This is a genomic window from Microbispora sp. NPDC004025, from assembly GCF_053604425.1.
In genome coordinates this window covers 195,020-211,293 of the sequence record NZ_JBSGHN010000017.1, presented here as the reverse complement: position 1 = coordinate 211,293, position 16,274 = coordinate 195,020, and the positions used below count along the sequence as shown (strand labels likewise).

The 16,274-nt window shown below is 71.7% G+C and carries 12 protein-coding genes; 8 read left to right on the top strand and 4 right to left on the bottom strand.

Annotation, left to right across the window (positions count from 1 at the left end):
• Positions 1–129 precede the first annotated feature (129 nt).
• Positions 130–708: an NADAR family protein gene (locus ACWEQG_RS33400; protein WP_452290923.1), complete on the top strand. Its 579-nt coding sequence runs from the start codon at positions 130–132 to the stop codon at positions 706–708.
• Positions 709–751: 43 nt separating this feature from the next.
• Positions 752–1,210 (top strand): N-acetyltransferase family protein, encoded by a 459-nt coding sequence (locus ACWEQG_RS33395; protein ID WP_452290921.1) that lies wholly within the window; start codon positions 752–754, stop codon positions 1,208–1,210.
• A gap of 16 nt (positions 1,211–1,226) precedes the next feature.
• On the opposite strand, the gene ACWEQG_RS33390 is transcribed toward ACWEQG_RS33395, so the two are convergent.
• Positions 1,227–3,971 (bottom strand): beta-L-arabinofuranosidase domain-containing protein, encoded by a 2,745-nt coding sequence (locus ACWEQG_RS33390; RefSeq protein ID WP_452290919.1) that lies wholly within the window; start codon positions 3,969–3,971, stop codon positions 1,227–1,229.
• 560 nt (positions 3,972–4,531) lie between these two features.
• Here ACWEQG_RS33390 and ACWEQG_RS33385 point away from each other — a divergent pair.
• The 4 genes from ACWEQG_RS33385 (at position 4,532) to ACWEQG_RS33370 (ending at position 10,377) form a co-directional block, all read left to right on the top strand.
• The gene (locus ACWEQG_RS33385; protein WP_363473947.1) at positions 4,532–6,130 is read left to right on the top strand and encodes a lectin; all 1,599 of its coding nucleotides are present in this window, start codon (positions 4,532–4,534) and stop codon (positions 6,128–6,130) included.
• Between the two features lie 246 nt (positions 6,131–6,376).
• The gene (locus ACWEQG_RS33380; RefSeq protein ID WP_452290917.1) at positions 6,377–7,162 is read left to right on the top strand and encodes an SAM-dependent methyltransferase; all 786 of its coding nucleotides are present in this window, start codon (positions 6,377–6,379) and stop codon (positions 7,160–7,162) included.
• 186 nt (positions 7,163–7,348) lie between these two features.
• Positions 7,349–8,020 (top strand): FadR/GntR family transcriptional regulator, encoded by a 672-nt coding sequence (locus ACWEQG_RS33375; RefSeq protein ID WP_363473951.1) that lies wholly within the window; start codon positions 7,349–7,351, stop codon positions 8,018–8,020.
• A gap of 200 nt (positions 8,021–8,220) precedes the next feature.
• Positions 8,221–10,377 carry a glycoside hydrolase family 44 protein gene (locus ACWEQG_RS33370; protein ID WP_452290915.1) on the top strand — a complete coding sequence of 719 codons (2,157 nt, stop codon included), beginning with the start codon at positions 8,221–8,223 and terminating at the stop codon, positions 10,375–10,377.
• 50 nt (positions 10,378–10,427) lie between these two features.
• On the opposite strand, the gene ACWEQG_RS33365 is transcribed toward ACWEQG_RS33370, so the two are convergent.
• Both ACWEQG_RS33365 and ACWEQG_RS33360 read right to left on the bottom strand, forming a co-directional pair.
• On the bottom strand, positions 10,428–11,027 hold the full coding sequence (locus ACWEQG_RS33365) for a hypothetical protein (RefSeq protein ID WP_452290913.1): 600 nt from the start codon (positions 11,025–11,027) through the stop codon (positions 10,428–10,430).
• A 253-nt stretch (positions 11,028–11,280) separates the two neighbouring features.
• Positions 11,281–12,819: a cellulase family glycosylhydrolase gene (locus ACWEQG_RS33360; protein ID WP_452290911.1), complete on the bottom strand. Its 1,539-nt coding sequence runs from the start codon at positions 12,817–12,819 to the stop codon at positions 11,281–11,283.
• Between the two features lie 222 nt (positions 12,820–13,041).
• On the opposite strand from ACWEQG_RS33360, the gene ACWEQG_RS33355 reads away from it, so the two are divergent.
• Positions 13,042–14,292 carry an ROK family protein gene (locus tag ACWEQG_RS33355; protein WP_452290909.1) on the top strand — a complete coding sequence of 417 codons (1,251 nt, stop codon included), beginning with the start codon at positions 13,042–13,044 and terminating at the stop codon, positions 14,290–14,292.
• 136 nt (positions 14,293–14,428) lie between these two features.
• Positions 14,429–15,280: a LacI family DNA-binding transcriptional regulator gene (locus tag ACWEQG_RS33350; RefSeq protein WP_452290907.1), complete on the top strand. Its 852-nt coding sequence runs from the start codon at positions 14,429–14,431 to the stop codon at positions 15,278–15,280.
• A gap of 32 nt (positions 15,281–15,312) precedes the next feature.
• Here the strand turns inward: ACWEQG_RS33350 and ACWEQG_RS33345 are convergent, their stop codons facing one another.
• A complete protein-coding gene (locus ACWEQG_RS33345; RefSeq protein ID WP_452290905.1) occupies positions 15,313–16,269 on the bottom strand; it encodes a PDR/VanB family oxidoreductase in 957 nt (318 codons plus the stop codon).
• Positions 16,270–16,274 lie beyond the last annotated feature (5 nt).

Genomic DNA, 16,274 nt, shown 5'->3' with positions numbered 1-16,274 from the left:
GGTCACATCCGGCCCGGGGCGGTGCGGCGCTGGCGGTGCGGCGCGGGACGGCGCGGGACGGCGCGAGGCAGGGCGGCGCTGCGCGGCGCCGAAACCCGATGGCCGGGGCGAGGCCGTCTGTGGCACGGTGTGGGCGTGTCCGAGCAGATCCTGTTACCGCGCAGTGTGGACGAGGCGGTCGCCGCGGAGCGGGACGGCCGCGCCCTCCGCTACCTGTACTTCTGGGGCCACCGGCCCGCCCGGGACGGAGGCGTCGGCCCCGGCTGCCTGTCGCAGTGGTGGCCGGTCACCTTCACCGAGGACGGCCACACCTTCGCCTCCGCCGAGCACTACATGATGGCGCACAAGGCCTGGCTGTTCGGCGACGACCGGACCGCCGGGCAGATCCTCGCCGCCGGTCATCCCGGTGAGGCCAAGAAGCTCGGCCGGGCCGTACGCGGCTTCGACGAGCAGGTGTGGGACGCCCGCCGGTTCGACATCGTGGTCCGCGGCAGCATCGCCAAGTTCGGCCAGAACCCCGAGTTGTCGCGGTACCTGCTCGCGACCGGGGACCGGGTCCTGGTCGAGGCCAGCCCGTACGACCGGATCTGGGGCATCGGCCTGACCGCAGGCGACGAGCGCGCCGCCTCCCCCTCGACCTGGCAGGGCCTCAACCTGCTCGGTTTCGCCCTGATGGCGGCCCGCGACGCCCTGGGCGCCGGGTCGTGAGCGGCGCCGCCCGGCCGTCCGCCGCACGGAGAGGAGGGCGGGGGTGACCGTCCACGACGCCCCGCCGCTGATCCGCCGCGCGGGGCCCGGAGACGCCGGGCACGTCGCCGAGGTGTTCCTCGCCGCCCGGGCCGAGATGACCTACCTGCCCCGTCTCCACTCCGACGAGGAGACCCGGGCGTGGATCGCCGGCGTCGTGCTGCCGTCGTCGCAGGTGTGGGTGGCCGAGCTGCGCGGCCGGGTCGCCGGGTTCGCCGCCCTGCGCGGCGGCTGGCTCGACCACCTGTATCTCGCGCCCGGCGCCCAGAACGGCGGCGTCGGGAGCGCGCTGCTCGGCCAGGCCAAGCAGGCGCGCCCCCACGGGCTCGACCTGTACGTCTTCCAGCGCAACACGGGCGCCCGGCGGTTCTACGAGCGGCACGGTTTCACCCTCGTCGCGGAGGGCGACGGCGGCGGCAACGAGGAGAACCTGCCCGACGCCCATTACCGCTGGCGGGCCTGACGCCCTCCCCTGCCGGTCAGACGAACCGCCACAGGCGGTCGTTCGCCCCGTTGTCGTCGGCGAGGACGACCTGGGCGCCCTGGGCGGTGGAGCCGCCGCTGAGGCCGAGGACCCTGCCGCCGTTGGCGCACTGGATGCGGAAGTATCCGTTGGCGCCGTGGCGCAGCCGCCACCGGTGGTCGGAGGTGCCGTTGTCGGCCCACTGGAGCACCCGCGACCCGGCCGCGGTGGCGGCGTTCTCCACGCCGAGCACCTTGCCGCTGTTGGAGTTGCGCAGGCGCAGGTAGCCGCCCGAGTCGACCACCGCGGTCCAGAGGTGGTCGGCGGTTCCGGTGTCACCCCACTGGATGACCAGGCCGCCGTCGGCGGTGGACATGTTCTGCACGCCGAGCACCAGCCCGCTGGCCAGGTTCTGGATGCGCCGGGCGCCGTTCGGCACGAACCGCCACTGGTTGTCCGCGCCGCCGTTGTCGGGGTCCTGCACGGCCTGCGCCCCGTTCGCGGTCGAGCCGTTGAGGATGGCCAGGAGTTTGCCGCTGTTGACGTTGCGGATCTTGTGAGAGCCGTCGCCGGCGTCGGCGATCGTCCAGCGGTGGTCCGCGGTGCCGTTGTCGGTCCACTGCAGGACGCGGGCGTTGTCGGCGGTGGACATGTTCTCCACGCCGAGCACCTTGCCGCTGTTGACGTTGCGGAACCGTACGGCGGTGCCGTCCACGATCAGCTCCCAGTCGTGGTCGGCGGTGCCGTTGTCGGTCCACTGCAGCGCGAGGCCCCCGTCGGCGGTGGACATGTTCTGGACGCCCAGCACGAGGCCGCTGGCCGCGTTGACCAGCCGGTAGCTCGCCGTCCCTCCCCCGCCGCCGCTGCCGCCGGTGTTCCAGTAGACGGTGTAGTTGTGCCCGTGCGCGTCGTAGAACGGGCCCAGGTTGACCGTGGCGCCGTTGGCGGTCGCGGTGAAGGCGAGCGCGGTGGTGCCGGTCCGGGTGATGGACGCGGTGTTCAGGGCGGGCGGCGCCGACAGTGCGGTGTTCCCGTAGTTCCCGGACAGGACGACCGGGCCGTACGTGATGGCTGCGACGTTCGGGTTGTCGTTGGCGGCCTTCATGACGACGCGCATGGGCAGGCGGACCGTCACCGTGTCGCCGGAGGCCCAGGACCGGGTGAGGACGGCGTACGTGCCGGGGGTGGTGTCCACGTCCTGCTGCTCGCCGTTGACGCTGATGGTGGCGCCGGTGGTCCAGGAGGGGATGCGGACGCGCATCGACCACGACCCGGCGGCGTTGCCCGTGACGGTGAGGGTCGTGGTGTCGCTCACCGGATAGGACGTCGTCTGGGTGACCGTGATGCCGCGCTGGGTCCAGTCCAGCACCGAGGGGGCGAACAGGTTCACCGTCAGCGTGGTGCCGTTGTAGAAGTAGATGGAGTCCGTCAGGCGCGTGTTGACCTCCAGCCCCGTCCCCTGGCAGCACCAGAACGAGTTGTAGTCGGTGCTCCAGGTGCCGCCGCCCCACGCCGGGCCCACACCGCGGCGGCCGCCCGGCTTGAGCGGCGTGAAGTAGGTGACGTGCCCGTGGCCGTCGGCCGGGTTCTGCGCGCCGATGATGTGGTTGAGCAGCGCCTGCTCGTAGAAGTCCACGTACGCCACCCGATCGGGGTTGAGCAGCCACAGCTCGCGGGTCAGGTTGAGCATGTTGACGCTGTTGCAGTGCTCGCAGGTGTCGTTGGTGAGGTAGCCCGCGATCGCGTTGGGCGCCCGGAAGTGCTCGGCCTGGCTGTTACCCCCGATCGCGTAGGTGTGCGCGCCGACGGTGATGTTCCAGGCGTTGGTGGCGATGTCGCGGTAGCGGGTCGTGCCGGTGGCCTTGTACTCGCGGGCCGCGCCGATCCACTTGGGCACCTGGGTGTTGGCGTGCAGGCCGTTCAGCTGGTCCTGGTTCGACGCCAGGGGGTTGAACACCGCGGCGTGGTCGAATCGCTGCGCGACGGCGAGCCAGCGCCCGTCGCCGGTCTGCTGGTAGATGTCGGTCAGCACCGCGTTCATCCCGCCGAACTCGGTGCCCAGCATGTTCTGCATCTGGCTGCTGCTCAGCCTGCCCGTCCGCCAGTCGACCCAGCCGGCCAGCGCCAGCAGCACATCGCGGGCCCGGGTGTCGCCGATGAGGCGCCACACGTCGAGCAGGCCGGTCAGCGTCTTGTGGATGCAGTAGTAGGGGACGTTGCCGTTGCTCAGCGTGCGGGCTTCCAGGGCGGTGAAGTCGGACTCGGGGAAGCCGGACAGGTATCCGGTGTTGAACCCGGCGGCGCCGTTGTTGGCCTGGCACTTGGCCATTTCGGCGACCATGTAGGTCGCCTTGTCCCGGCACGTGGTGTCCCCGAGCACGGCATAGGCCTGGGCCCACGCGGAGAGGAAGTGCCCCTGCATGTGGGTGCGGAACGGGAAGCTCGGGGCGTCCCATCCCCCGTTCGCGGCGGCGCCGGCGGTGGACAGTCTGTGGTTGGCCCGGAAGTTGTACAGCAACCGGTTGACGTCGACGAACCGCAGGTACGACAGCGTCCGGTTCTGGTTTTCCATCCAGCGGCCCCCGGTCAGCCGCACCTGCCCGAGCTCGAAGCCGTACGCGGACACGCCGATGTCGGCCCGCGCCGGCGCGACGGCGGCTCCGGCGGCGGAGGCGCCGGCGACCTCTCCGACGGCGGAGGCCACGACGGCGACGCCGGCGGCTTGGAGCAGCCGGCGCCGGCTGAGGGACGAGGGGGACACGTGGCCTCCTGGACATCTCGCTTTGTTAGCGTTAACAAAAACTTTGGTGCCGCCATCCGAATCGGATGACGTCGAACGGGGACGCGGGACACCGCGTGGAACCGGCAACCGGCACACGACCAGCACGGCCACCGCACCGGGGACGCGCCACGGGCGGCGGTCCCGCCGCCCACCACTGCCCCGGCGGGATGCCGCCCGGGCTCAGTGTGAGAAACCGCCACGAAATATGTCAAGACCCGTATCCGGAAAGTTTCGCGCCCTGGTTGGCCGCGGGAGTCGTCTTCCTGCGGCGATGACGGGCCGGTCGCGGTAACGTTCCGAAACCCTCGGCGTGTACCCCTGAATGTGAAACTTTCAGGCGGCCCGCCTGCCGATCCCACGACCGTGCGCCCGTGAGGGCAGGCGGCGCCGCGTCCGGCGGGAGCACGCCCGGCGAACCCTCTTGACGGGACCGGCGGCGTCGTATTGGCTCCGCCGCACACCACCAACCACCCGGACGCATGGCCGGAAATGTTATCGCTATCAGACCCGGGACCGATCTTCGGCGGCTAAGGAGTCAGATGCACAGGATCGTTCGGTGGACGCTGGCGGCGGTGCTGGCCGCCGGGTCCCTCGTCGCGGCCGGCGGCGCGACGTCACCGGCCGCCGCGCTCGACAACGGGCTCGCCCGTACGCCCCAGATGGGGTGGAACGACTGGAACAGCTTCGGCTGCAACGTCAACGAGACGCTCGTGCGGCAGACCGCTGACGTCATGGTGTCCAGCGGCATGGCGGCGGCGGGTTACACCTACGTAAACATCGACGACTGCTGGTCCACCAAGAGCCGCAACGCGAGCGGCGACCTGGTGGCCGATCCGCAGAAGTTCCCCAGCGGCATGAAGGCGCTGGCCGACTACGTCCACTCCAAGGGCCTGAAGCTCGGCATCTACTCCTCGGCCGGGACGACGACCTGTGCGGGCTACCCGGCCAGCCTGGGGTACGAGCGGCGGGACGCCGCCCTGTGGGCCTCCTGGGGGATCGACTACCTGAAGTACGACAACTGCGGCGACCACCAGGGCAAGAACGGGCAGCAGCGGTACACCGCGATGCGCGACGCGCTCGCCGCCACCGGGCGCCCGATCCTGTTCAGCCTGTGCAACTGGGGCCAGGAGAGCGTCTGGACCTGGGGGATGCAGACCGGCAACTCCTGGCGCACGACGGGCGACATCCAGGCGAACTGGAACTCGGTCATGGGCATCCTGGACCAGCAGGTCGGCCTGGAGGCGTACTCGGGGCCGGGCGGCTGGAACGACCCCGACATGCTGGAGGTGGGGGTCGGCTCGCTGACGGCGACCGAGGGGCGGGCGCACTTCAGCCTGTGGTCGCTGCTGAACGCACCGCTCATCGCGGGCAACGACATCCGCTCGATGAGCGCCGAAACCCGCACGATCCTCACCAACACCGAGGTCATCGCCGTCAACCAGGACTGGGGCGGCAGGCAGGGCCACAAGATCAGCGACAACGGGAACCTGGAGGTGTGGCGCAAGCCGATGTCCAACGGCTCGGTCGCGGTCGTGCTGCTCAACCGGGGCACCTCGGCGGCGACGGTGTCCACCACGGCCTCCGCCCTCGGGCTCGGCTCCGCCTCCTCCTACTCCGTACGCGACCTGTGGGCGCACACGACCGGCTCCTCGTCCGGGACGATCAGCGCGCAGGTGCCCGGACACGGGGCGGCCATGTACGTCGTGAGCGGAGGGGGCCTGGTCACGCCGTCCCCCACGCCCACCCCCACCGGGACCGGCGCGATCAAGGGGGTGGGGTCGGGCCGGTGCCTCGACGTCGCGGGTGTCTCGCAGGCCAACGGCGCGCAGGTGCAGCTCTGGGACTGCAACGGCCAGAACAACCAGCAGTGGACGCCGACCGGCTCGGGTGAGCTGCGCGTCTACGGCAACAAGTGCCTGGACGTGTCCAACCGGGGCACCGCCGACGGCACCAACGTGATCATCTGGGACTGCAACGGCCAGAACAACCAGCAGTGGCGCCTCAACGCCGACGGCACCATCACCGCCGTAGGCGCGAACAAGTGCCTGGACGCCTACAACAGCGGCACCGCCAACGGCACCAAGGTCATCATCTGGACCTGCAACGGCCAGGCCAACCAGCGCTGGACCCGCGCCTGACCACTCGCGGCACCGGAGCGCCGGCCCCGTCCCGGCCTCCGGCGCCGGCGGCCTCAACGACATGCCGGTACGCCGCGTCCGCGACCGCTCCCAGCCCGGGGGCGGTCGCCCATGTCCCGGCCCGGGCCGGTAGCCCCTTCTCACCGCGCGGCCGCCGTGAACCACCCCGCCCGCCCGGGGCCTGCCGTACGGCACGGCCCCGGACTATGATCGCCGGAAGGACATCGGCGGGGACGGGAGGCGGCTGTGGCGGAGACACCGGCCGGCACCGACCCCAGGGTGCCCAGTCCCGCCCGGGTGTACGACTACCTGCTGGGCGGCAAGGACAACTACGAGATCGACCGGATGGTCGCGGGCAGGCTCCTGTCGCTCGCGCCCGACACGCGATCGGTCGCGAAGGCGAACCGCGCCTTCCTCGCCAGGGCGGTGCGGTTCATGGCCGCCCAGGGCGTCCGGCAGTTCGTCGACCTGGGTGCGGGCATCCCGACGTCGCCGAACGTGCACGAGATCGCCCGGGAGGTCCACCCGTCCGCGCGGGTCGTCTACGTCGACAACGACCCGCTCGTGAAGGTGTACAACGACGCCCTGCTCACGGCCGACGCCCATGTGGCGACCATCGAGGAGGACATCCGCCGCCCCGACGCGGTGATGGACCATCCCGCCCTCCGTGCGCTGATCGACTTCGACGAACCCGTCGGAGTGCTGTTCGTCACCGTTCTCCACTTCGTCTCCGACGAGGAGGGCGCCCACGGCATCGTCGCCCGGTGGCGCGATCGCATGGCGCCCGGCAGCCATGTGGCCGTCTCGAACATGGCCGCGGAGAGCGACGCCGAGGCCGTCGAGGATCTGAAGGCCGCGACGGCCGGCACCCCCGCGCATTCGACGTTCCGCACCCGCGGCGAACTCCTGCGGTTCTTCGACGGCTTCGAGCTGGTGGAGCCCGGCATGGTGCCGGTGCAGCGGTGGCGGCCCGCGATGGACTCCGTACCCACCCGGATGGTGGTCCAGGGCGGCGTCGGCCGCAAACCCTGAAAGCGGCCACACCGCGGCCCGGCGGGACAGGAGATCGGACGTGCCCGGTGCCGCCGATCGCCATCCGAGGGCCGCGAAGTGGCGTCACACCGTCGGAGCCCCGCCCGACACGGCGCATCGCGCACCTCTACACTGCTGGACATCGGATGTGTGCACCTCGCTCGCGAGGAAACGGTGGAGGTGGCTGTGGCGGTCACGGACGCGGCGATCGACAAGATCAAGCAGATGATCACGTCGGGCGAGCTCGCTCCGGGTGACCGGCTGCCGAAGGAGGCCGACCTGGCCGAACGGCTCGGCCTGTCCCGCAACTCCCTCCGCGAGGCCGTGCGCGCCCTCGCCCTGATCAACGTGCTCGACGTACGGCAGGGCGACGGCACCTATGTCACCAGTCTCCAGCCCCATCTGCTCCTCGAGGCGCTGTCGTTCGTCGTGGACTTCCACCGCGACGACACCGTGCTCCAGTTCCTGGAGGTGCGGCGCGTCCTGGAACCCGCCGCAACCGCGATGGCCGCGATCAACATGCCGGACGAGGACGTCAAGGAGCTGCGCGCGATCCTCGACGCGCTGCCGGACGACCCCAGCGTGGAGGAGCTGGTCGCCAACGACCTGCGGTTCCACCAGCGCATCGCGGCGGGGTCGGGCAACCCGGTGCTCTGCTCGCTGCTCGACAGCCTCTCCGGGCCGACGACACGCGCCCGGGTGTGGCGCGGCCTCACCCAGGAGGGGGTGCTCGACGACACCCGCGAGCAGCACGTGATGATCTGCGACGCGATCGCGACCCGGAGGCCGGAGGTGGCCAGGGCGTGGGCGACGGTCCACGTGGCGGGCGTCGAGGAGTGGCTCCGCCGCACGCTGTGACACGTCCGGCGCGGCCGGGTCGTGAAACTTCCAGGGGCGGTCCCTAAGTGTGGCTGCTCAGCGCGTCCCCGCGGCGCTCCGGCGAATCGCGTTCTTGTTCCCGGGCCGGGTCTTGGCCAGCGTGATGCCCTGGCCGCGACGGGCTGCTCCCCCTCGCATCCGGCGGCCCCAGAACCCCCCAGGGACTCGAGAGGAGACCCGTGCGAACGCGAACGCTCCCGATCGCCCTCACCGCGGCGATCGCCCTGTCGGTCGGCGCGGCCGGACAGCCGCCCGCACTGGCGGCCGCCGAAGGCCCGGCGCTGACGGTGGACACGACCACCGGGCGGCACCCCATCAGCCCGTACATCTACGGCATGAACTTCGCCGACGAGACGCTTGCCAAGGAGCTGCGCCTCCCGGTGCGCCGGTGGGGCGGCAACGCCACGACTCGTTACAACTACCTGTACGACACCAGCAACCGCGCCTCCGACTGGTTCTTCGAGAACATCGCCGAGGACAACCCGGACCCGTCGAAGCTGCCGGACGGCTCCACGGCCGACCGGTTCGTCGAGCAGGACCGCCGCACCGGCACCGACACCATCCTCACGGTCCCCCTGATCGGCTGGGTTCCCAAGGGCCGCGACGCCTCCTGCGGGTTCTCCGTCGCCGAGTACGGCCCGCAGCAGCGGACCGACCAGTGGCGGCCCGACTGCGGCGACGGCGTGAAGCCCGACGGCACGAAGATCACCGGGAACGACCCCCACGACACGAGCGTCGAGGCCGGCGCGGCGTACGTGAAGGACTGGATCGGCCACCTCACCGGCAGGTACGGCACCGCCGCGACCGGCGGCGTGAAGTTCTACAACCTCGACAACGAGCCCGACATCTGGCACAGCACGCACCGGGACGTCCACCCCGAGGGCGCGAGCTCGGTCGAGCTGCGCGACAAGGCCTACCTCATCGGCGCCGCCGTCAAGGCCGCCGACCCCGGCGCGAAGACGCTCGGCCCGGTCGGCTGGGGCTGGTCCTCCTGGGACTACTCCGGCCTCGACCAGGAGACCTGCGGCCGGACCGGCTGCTGGTCGAACCCCCCGGACAAGGAGGTCCGCGGCGGCCTTCCGTTCACCACCTGGTATCTGCGGCAGATGAAGAAGTACGAGGACGAGCACGGCCTGCGCGTCCTCGACTACTTCGACGAGCACTTCTACCCGCAGGCGTCCGGCGTCGCCTTCGGCTCCGGCGGCGACCCGGCCACCGACGCCCTGCGCCTGCGCTCCACCCGCGCGCTGTGGGACCCCTCGTACACGGACGAGAGCTGGATCGGCACCCAGGTCAAGCTCATCCCCCGGATGAAGGGGCTGGTGGCCGCCGAGTATCCGGGCACCAAGACCGCGATCACCGAGTACAACTGGGGCGCCCTCGACCACATCAACGGCGCCCTGACCCAGGCCGACATCCTCGGCATCTTCGGCCGCGAGGGCCTCGACCTCGCCACCCTGTGGGGACCGCCCACGGCATCCCAGCCCGGCGCGTACGCCTTCCGGATGTACCTGAACTACGACGGCGAGGGCGGCCGGTTCGGCGAGACCGCGGTCGGCGCGACCAGCGCCGACCAGGGCAAGCTGGCGGTGTACGCGGCCGAGCGGGCCTCCGACAAGGCGCTCACGCTCGTCGTGGTGAACAAGACCGGCGACGACCTGACCAGCGAGGTCGCGGTGAAGGGACGCGGCGGCGGGACGACCGCCCAGGTGTACCGGTACGGCGCGGCCGACACGTCGGCCATCAGGCGCGATGCCGACGTGCGGGTGGGGGCGGCCGGTTTCACCGGCACGTTCCCCGCCGACTCGATCAGCACCGTCGTGATCCCCGAGGGCACCGGCCCGTCGCCCTCCCCCTCCCCCTCTCCCTCGCCATCAGCCTCGCCTTCGCCTTCGCCGAGCCCGTCCCCCAGCCCCTCCCCCAGCCCTTCGCCTTCTCCCTCGCCTTCGCCGAGCCCCAGCCCGTCCCCGTCCCCGTCCGCGTCGCCCAGTTCCTCGCCGACGCCGGCCGCCGCCTGCGTGGTGACGTACACGGTCACCAACCAGTGGCCCGGCGGCTTCCAGGCCGGGGTCCGGATCGTCAACCGGGGAGCCTCGGCCGTGAAGGGCTGGCGGCTCGGCTGGACGTACGGCAACGGGCAGATCGTGACCCAGCTGTGGGACGGCTCCTACACCCAGAACGGGTCGAAGGTCACGGTGACCAACGCCGGCTACAACGCCACGATCGCCGCGAACGGCGGCAGCGTGACCTTCGGCTTCCTCGCCCGCCGGGACAACAGCGGCAACCCCGCGCCCACGCGGTTCACGCTCAACGGCTCGCCCTGCGCGACGAGCTGACCGGGTGATCGGTGAGGGCCGGCCTCCCCGGGGCCGGCCCTCACCGGGAGTCAGTCCACCATCGCGCCCTTGTCCCGGCCGCACGCCTTGACGTCGTGGTGGCGGCCGCAGGCGCGGACGAGGGTGAAACGACGCCAGACGGCCATCGGGGACGAGACCGCCTGGCCGTCGCGGCTCACCGGGAAGGGGCCGCACCGATGCCAGGGGCCGCCGCCCGGCGGCCAGACCTCGAGCCAGACCGCGTCACCGGGGTGGGTGCGCCCGGTGAGGGCCGCCCAGTAGTGCCACTCGCCGCCCGGGCCCGCGTCGCCGCGCCACAGCGTGACGTCCACCTCGTCGCTCTGCTTGCCGACTGTCAGCGAGTACACGGGCTTGGCGTTCCTGACCGTGTGGGCGCCGGGCCGCATCCAGTCACGGCAGTCGATGGGCCGGTCACCGGCCGCGCCGGTGGCGGCCACGCCGGACGGGGACGGGAAGGCCACGAGCACGGCCGCCGCGACGATTCCCGCGGCTCCCGCCCTGCGGAGCCTCGGGCGGTAGCTGTGGCGCCGCGTGCCCGCTGCCGCCGTTCCAACGCCTCGGGCACGTCGTGGCCGGTCCTGCCGCGACGTGCCCGAATCACCCTGCGACTTCCCCAGTGCGGTGTCCACCGGACGAGTATCGGTGACGATACGCATCGGCACAATCGCGTCAAGTGACAGCGTCGAGGTAGACCCGATCGTTCCGCGCCGCCCACCACACCCACCGCTGACCGCTTCGCGGTCTCGTGGCGGGTCCGGGCCTCGCCCGAGCCCGGAACCCGCCACGATAAAGCAGCTCGGCATGGGCCGGGGACAGCGGCCAGGGGGACCCGCCACCTCGCAGCGCCGGGTCCCGGTGTGTCACCTGCGGTCGGGACAGGTGTCACGCATAGGGATTCTGGGTGAGCAGGTGCGCCCGGTAGCCCTCACCGATGCCCGGCTCGGGGGTGCCGGCGTAGTCCTTGATGAGCACCGCGCCGGTGCTGCAGCCCCACGGGCTCCAGGTCCAGGCGAGGTACGACAAGCCATTCTTGTCGGCCCACTTGGTGACCTGGTCCATGTAGTCGTAGCCACAGTTGTCCGCGCCGAACTCGCCGATCACCACGGGAACCTTCGCGGCGAGCGGGGCGACCTGGGTGTCCCAGCAGGACGCCGTGGCGCAGGCGTTGAAGCTGTAGGAGTGCCAGGATGCGGCGATGTTGTTCAGCGGGTCGTTCGGCTTGTACGCCAGCCACTCCCGCATGTCGTTGGCCCACTCCAGGCCGCCCACCATGAGGACGTTGGTCGCGCCGGTCGCCCGGACGGCGTCGACGAGGTCCTGCATGCCGGCCACCTCATAGGGAATGCCGGTGCAAGTCCCGCCGTCTCGCAGGCACTGCCAGCCCAAGGTCTTGTTCCAGTCGCTGCCGACCTCCGGGTACGGCTCGTTGAACAGATCGAAGACCACCGCGTTGTCGCCCTTGAAGGTCTTCGCGACGCCGGTCCAGAACTGGGGAGCGTACTGCGCGTCCGGCATCGGCTTCTGGCACGTCGCAGTGGCGTCCTTGCAGTGCCAGTCCGGTCCGTTGCTGAAGGCGCCCGATGTCCAGTGCAGGTCGATGATCGGCGTGATGCCGTTGGCGACCAGCAGGTTCACGTAGCCCTTGACCTCCTGCTGGTAGGCGGCGCCGCTGGGCGAGCCGTTGATGCCCAGCCAGCACTCCTCGTTGAGCGGGATGCGGACGGCGTGGATGTTCCAGCTCTTCATCGCGTCGACCGACGCCTGGTCCACCGGGCCGGAGTCCCACATTCCCTTGCCCTGGACGCAGGCGAACTCACCGCTGGAACGGGAGACGCCCAGCAGCCGGTACGGCTTGCCGCCCGCGGTGACGATCTTGTTACCGGAGACGTGCAGCTGCGGCGCGGGCCCACCCGGATCAGGGCTCGGACTCGGGCTGGGACTGGGGCTCGGGCTCGGGCTGGGACTGGGACTCGGACTCGGACTGGGACTCGGGCTCGGACTGCCGGTGGCGCCGCCGCAGGCGACTCCGTTGATCTTGAAGGCGGTGGGCGCCGGGTTGCCGCCGCTCCACTTGCCGATGAAGCCGACCGACACCGAGCCGTTCGAGGCGACGGCGCCGTTCCAGCTCAGGCTCTTGGCGGTGACGTGCGAGCCGGACTGCGACCAGTCGGCGCTCCAGCCGTTGTTCACGCCCTGGCCGGCGTTGGGGAAGTCGAATTCGAGGGTCCAGCCGGACCACGGGTCCCCCAGATTGGTGATCGACACGTCACCCTGGAATCCGCCCTGCCACTCGCTTACCACCTTGTATTTCACCGAGCAGCCCGCGCCGGCGGCGGATGCCGGGCCGGTCATGACCGCGGCACCGGCGGCGGCGACGAGGCCGACCGCGGCTGCTGTCGCCCAGGCGACACGAAGTTTCATTGATTTCCTCTCCTGCCCGGCGAATCTGATAAACAGTGCGAGATTCTTAAGTAGGCGACTTAAGTAAGTCAACGACGGGTGAAACTTTCAGTCAGGCCCCGCTCCGGTCCTTTCCGGGCGCGCGGCCTGTTCAGAGCGCCGCAACAGGGGCGCAGCCAGGACTTGTAGGCTCGCAGTGGCCGGGGTGATCGAGGTCGGGACGGGACGGCAGTGAGCGCAGGAGTGAAGGCGAAGCCGCACGCGAGCAGCAAGGCCGCCGTCCTCGACGCCATCAGGGCCGCGGGCACGATCAGCCGCGTCGGCCTGGCCGCCGCCACCGGTTTCACCGGCCCCACGATCTCCGCACTGGTCCGCAGGCTGATCGAGGAAGGCCTGGTGGTCGAGACCGGCCGCGCCGAGTCGACCGGCGGGAAGCGGCGGGTTCTGCTCCAGCTCAACCACACCGCCCGCTACGCGGTCGGTGTGCACCTCGACCACGGCGGCGTGACCCACGTCCTGACCGACCTGTCCGGGACCGTGGTGGCCCGCATCACCAGGCGCGGCGCGGGCGCGGACGAGCCCCCGACGGTCGTGTCGAGGACGGCGGCGGAGATCTCCGGTCTGATCGAGAGCATCGGCGTGGAGCGCGAGCGGGTCCTGGGCGTCGGCCTGGTCTCCGCCGGCCCTCTCGGACCCACGCGGGGCATCGGCCTCACCCCACCGAGCATGCGGCACTGGCAGGGGTTCCCCCTGGGCCAGGCGCTCGAACAGGCGACAGGCCTGCCGGTGGTGCTCGACAACGACGCCACCGCCGCCGCGCTGGGCGAGCACTGGTCCGGCGGCCTGGGCACCACCACGTCGTCGGCGGTCGTCCATCTGGGCACCGGGATCGGCGCCGGCCTGGTCATCAACGGCATCACCTACCGCGGTCCCAGCGGCAACGCGGGCGAGTTCGGGCACGTCTGCGTCGACATCGACGGCCCCGAGTGCTGGTGCGGGGCCCGCGGCTGCGTCGAGGCGATGGCCGGCGCCGCCGCGGTCGTGCAGGCCGTGCGGGCCGACCCCGCCCTGACCAGGGCCGCCGGCCTGGGGACCCGCGGGATACGGGCCTCGACCGCCGCCGACTTCGCCGCCGTCAGCCGGGCCGCCCGCAGGGGGGAGCCGGGGGCGCTCGCGCTGCTGGAGAGGTCGGCCCGCTACATCGCGGCGGCCGCCAGAACCCTGGCCAACATCATGGATCTCGAAGTCCTCGTGCTGACCGGGCCGGGATTCGCCGTCGCCGGCTCGGTCTACCTCCCCGTCGTGCAACGGGAACTGCGGCGGACGGCCTTCTCCCGCGGCACGCACGTCGTGGACGTCCGGCTGTCGCGCTCGGCCGCCACGGCCTCCGCCGTCGGCGCCGCGGCACTCGTGCTGGAGTCGGAACTGGTGCCCCTCAGCCAGGGCACGCGCCTTTCCGAGAGACCCGGCGCCGAGTCCGCCGCCGTCTCGTGACCCTGCCGCGGCCCGTCGTCCGCGGCCGTTCCCCACGGGACCCGCCGCAGCCGGACGCGCCCCTCACTTCGGTAGGCTGATCAACCGGGCTGGGACCACCAGGGTGCCGTTCCCTCCCGAGGAGGAGACAGGGCGGATGATCCGCGAGACAAGCGCGGCCGCAGCCGTGGGCCTGGTGCTGGCGCGGCCGCCCCGGCTGCTGGGTGCGGAACCGTTCTTCCTGGAGTTCATCGCGGGCATCGAGGAGCATCTTGCCGAGCACGGTCAGTCCGTGCTGCTGCACGTCGTCACCACCCATGAGGCCGAGATCGCCGCGTACCGCCGGTGGGCGGCCAACCGCAGCGTCGACGCGGTCGTCCTCGTGAACCGGACGGTGGACGACGCCAGACCCGCCGTCCTGCGCGCGCTCGGCCTGCCGACGGTGGTCGCGGGCGAGCCGGAGGGCGACGCCCCCGCCGTCCGCACCGACGACGCCGGCGCCGTGCGGGACGCCGTCGCCCACCTGAGCAGACTCGGGCACCGCCGGATCGCACGCGTCAGCGGGCCGGACACTCTGATCCACACGCGCATCCGCACCGAGGCCCTCGTGGACAGCATGCGTTCGGCGGGTGTGGAGCCCGTCGTGGTGGAGGGAGACTACTCGGAGGAATCGGGGGCGAAGCTCACGGCGATGCTGCTGGAACGGCCCGACCCGCCGACGGCGATCATCTACGACAACGACCTGATGGCCGTCGCGAGCCTCGGCACCGCCAGGGAGCTCGGCTACGACGTTCCCCGCGATCTCAGCCTGATCGCCTGGGACGACTCCAGCCTGTGCAGGCTCGCGTCCCCTCCGCTCACCACGATGAGTCTCGACGTCCACCGGTTCGGGCAGCTGGTCGCCGAATCACTGCTGGAACTCATGGCGGGCGAGCCGGTCGCCGAACGCCGGTGCCCGACCGCCACCCTCGTCCACCGGGGCACCACCGCGCCAGCGAGCGGCCCGTAGGCGCAGGCGGTCGCCCCGAAGTTCAGAGGACATCAGAGTTCGAGGACGAGGCGGGGAGATCGCGCCCGCGACACGCAGACGAACATCACGTCCCCGGCCGCGCGCTCCTCCTCGGTGAGCAGGTGGTCGCGGTGGTCGGGAACGCCGTCGAGCACCACGGTCTCGCAGGTGCCGCACGTGCCCTCGCGGCAGGAGGACAGCACCGCGACCCCGGCCTCCTCCACCACCTCCAGGATCGAGCGGTCCTCCGGCACGGTCAGCGTCGTGCCGGTCAGGGCCAGCTCCACCTCGAACGCGGCCGAAGGCCCGGCGTCGTCCGCGGCCGCGGGCGCGAAGCGCTCGACCCGCAGCGCGCCCTGCGGCCAGGAGGCGCACCGCTCCTTCGCGGCCGCGAGCAGCGGCTCGGGCCCGCAGCAGTAGACGAGGGTGTCCGCACGCGGGACGCCGAGCAGCGCGTCGAGGTCGAGCAGGCCGGTCTCGTCCTGCGGGCACAGCTCCACCCGGCCGGGATGGTCCCGCGCCAGCCGGTCGGCGAACGCCATCGAGGCCCGGGTGCGCCCGCCGTACACCAGCCGCCAGTCGGCCCCGCGCCGCGCCGCCTCCTCGACCATGGGCAGGATCGGGGTGACGCCGATGCCGCCGGCGACGAACAGGTAGCGGGGGGAGGCGGCGAGGCCGAAGCGGTTGCGGGGACCGCGCACCCGGATCGTGTCGCCCTCCGCGACCCGGTCGTGCACGTACGCGGAGCCGCCCCGCCCGGCGGGCTCCCGGAGCACCGCCACCTGGAAGGCCGAGGGGTCGGCGGGGTCGCCGCACAGCGAGTACTGCCTGACCAGTCCCGGGGCGAGCAGCAGGTCGACGTGGGCGCCCGGTGTCCACGGCGGCAGCGGGCCGCCGTCGGGACGGACGAGACGCAGGAGGACGACGCCCTCGGCGGCGGGCGTCCTGCCCGCCACCTTCAGGTCGAGCTCCGGTTCGGTGACGGGCATGGTCG

Bases quoted from the DNA above. Each gene is read 5' to 3' on its own strand.
- ACWEQG_RS33385 (WP_363473947.1), top strand. From the start codon at position 4,532: ATGCACAGGATCGTTCGGTGGACGCTGGCGGCGGTGCTGGCCGCCGGG.
- ACWEQG_RS33350 (WP_452290907.1), top strand. From the start codon at position 14,429: ATGATCCGCGAGACAAGCGCGGCCGCAGCCGTGGGCCTGGTGCTGGCG.
- ACWEQG_RS33345 (WP_452290905.1), bottom strand. From the start codon at position 16,269: ATGCCCGTCACCGAACCGGAGCTCGACCTGAAGGTGGCGGGCAGGACG.
- ACWEQG_RS33360 (WP_452290911.1), bottom strand. From the start codon at position 12,819: ATGAAACTTCGTGTCGCCTGGGCGACAGCAGCCGCGGTCGGCCTCGTC.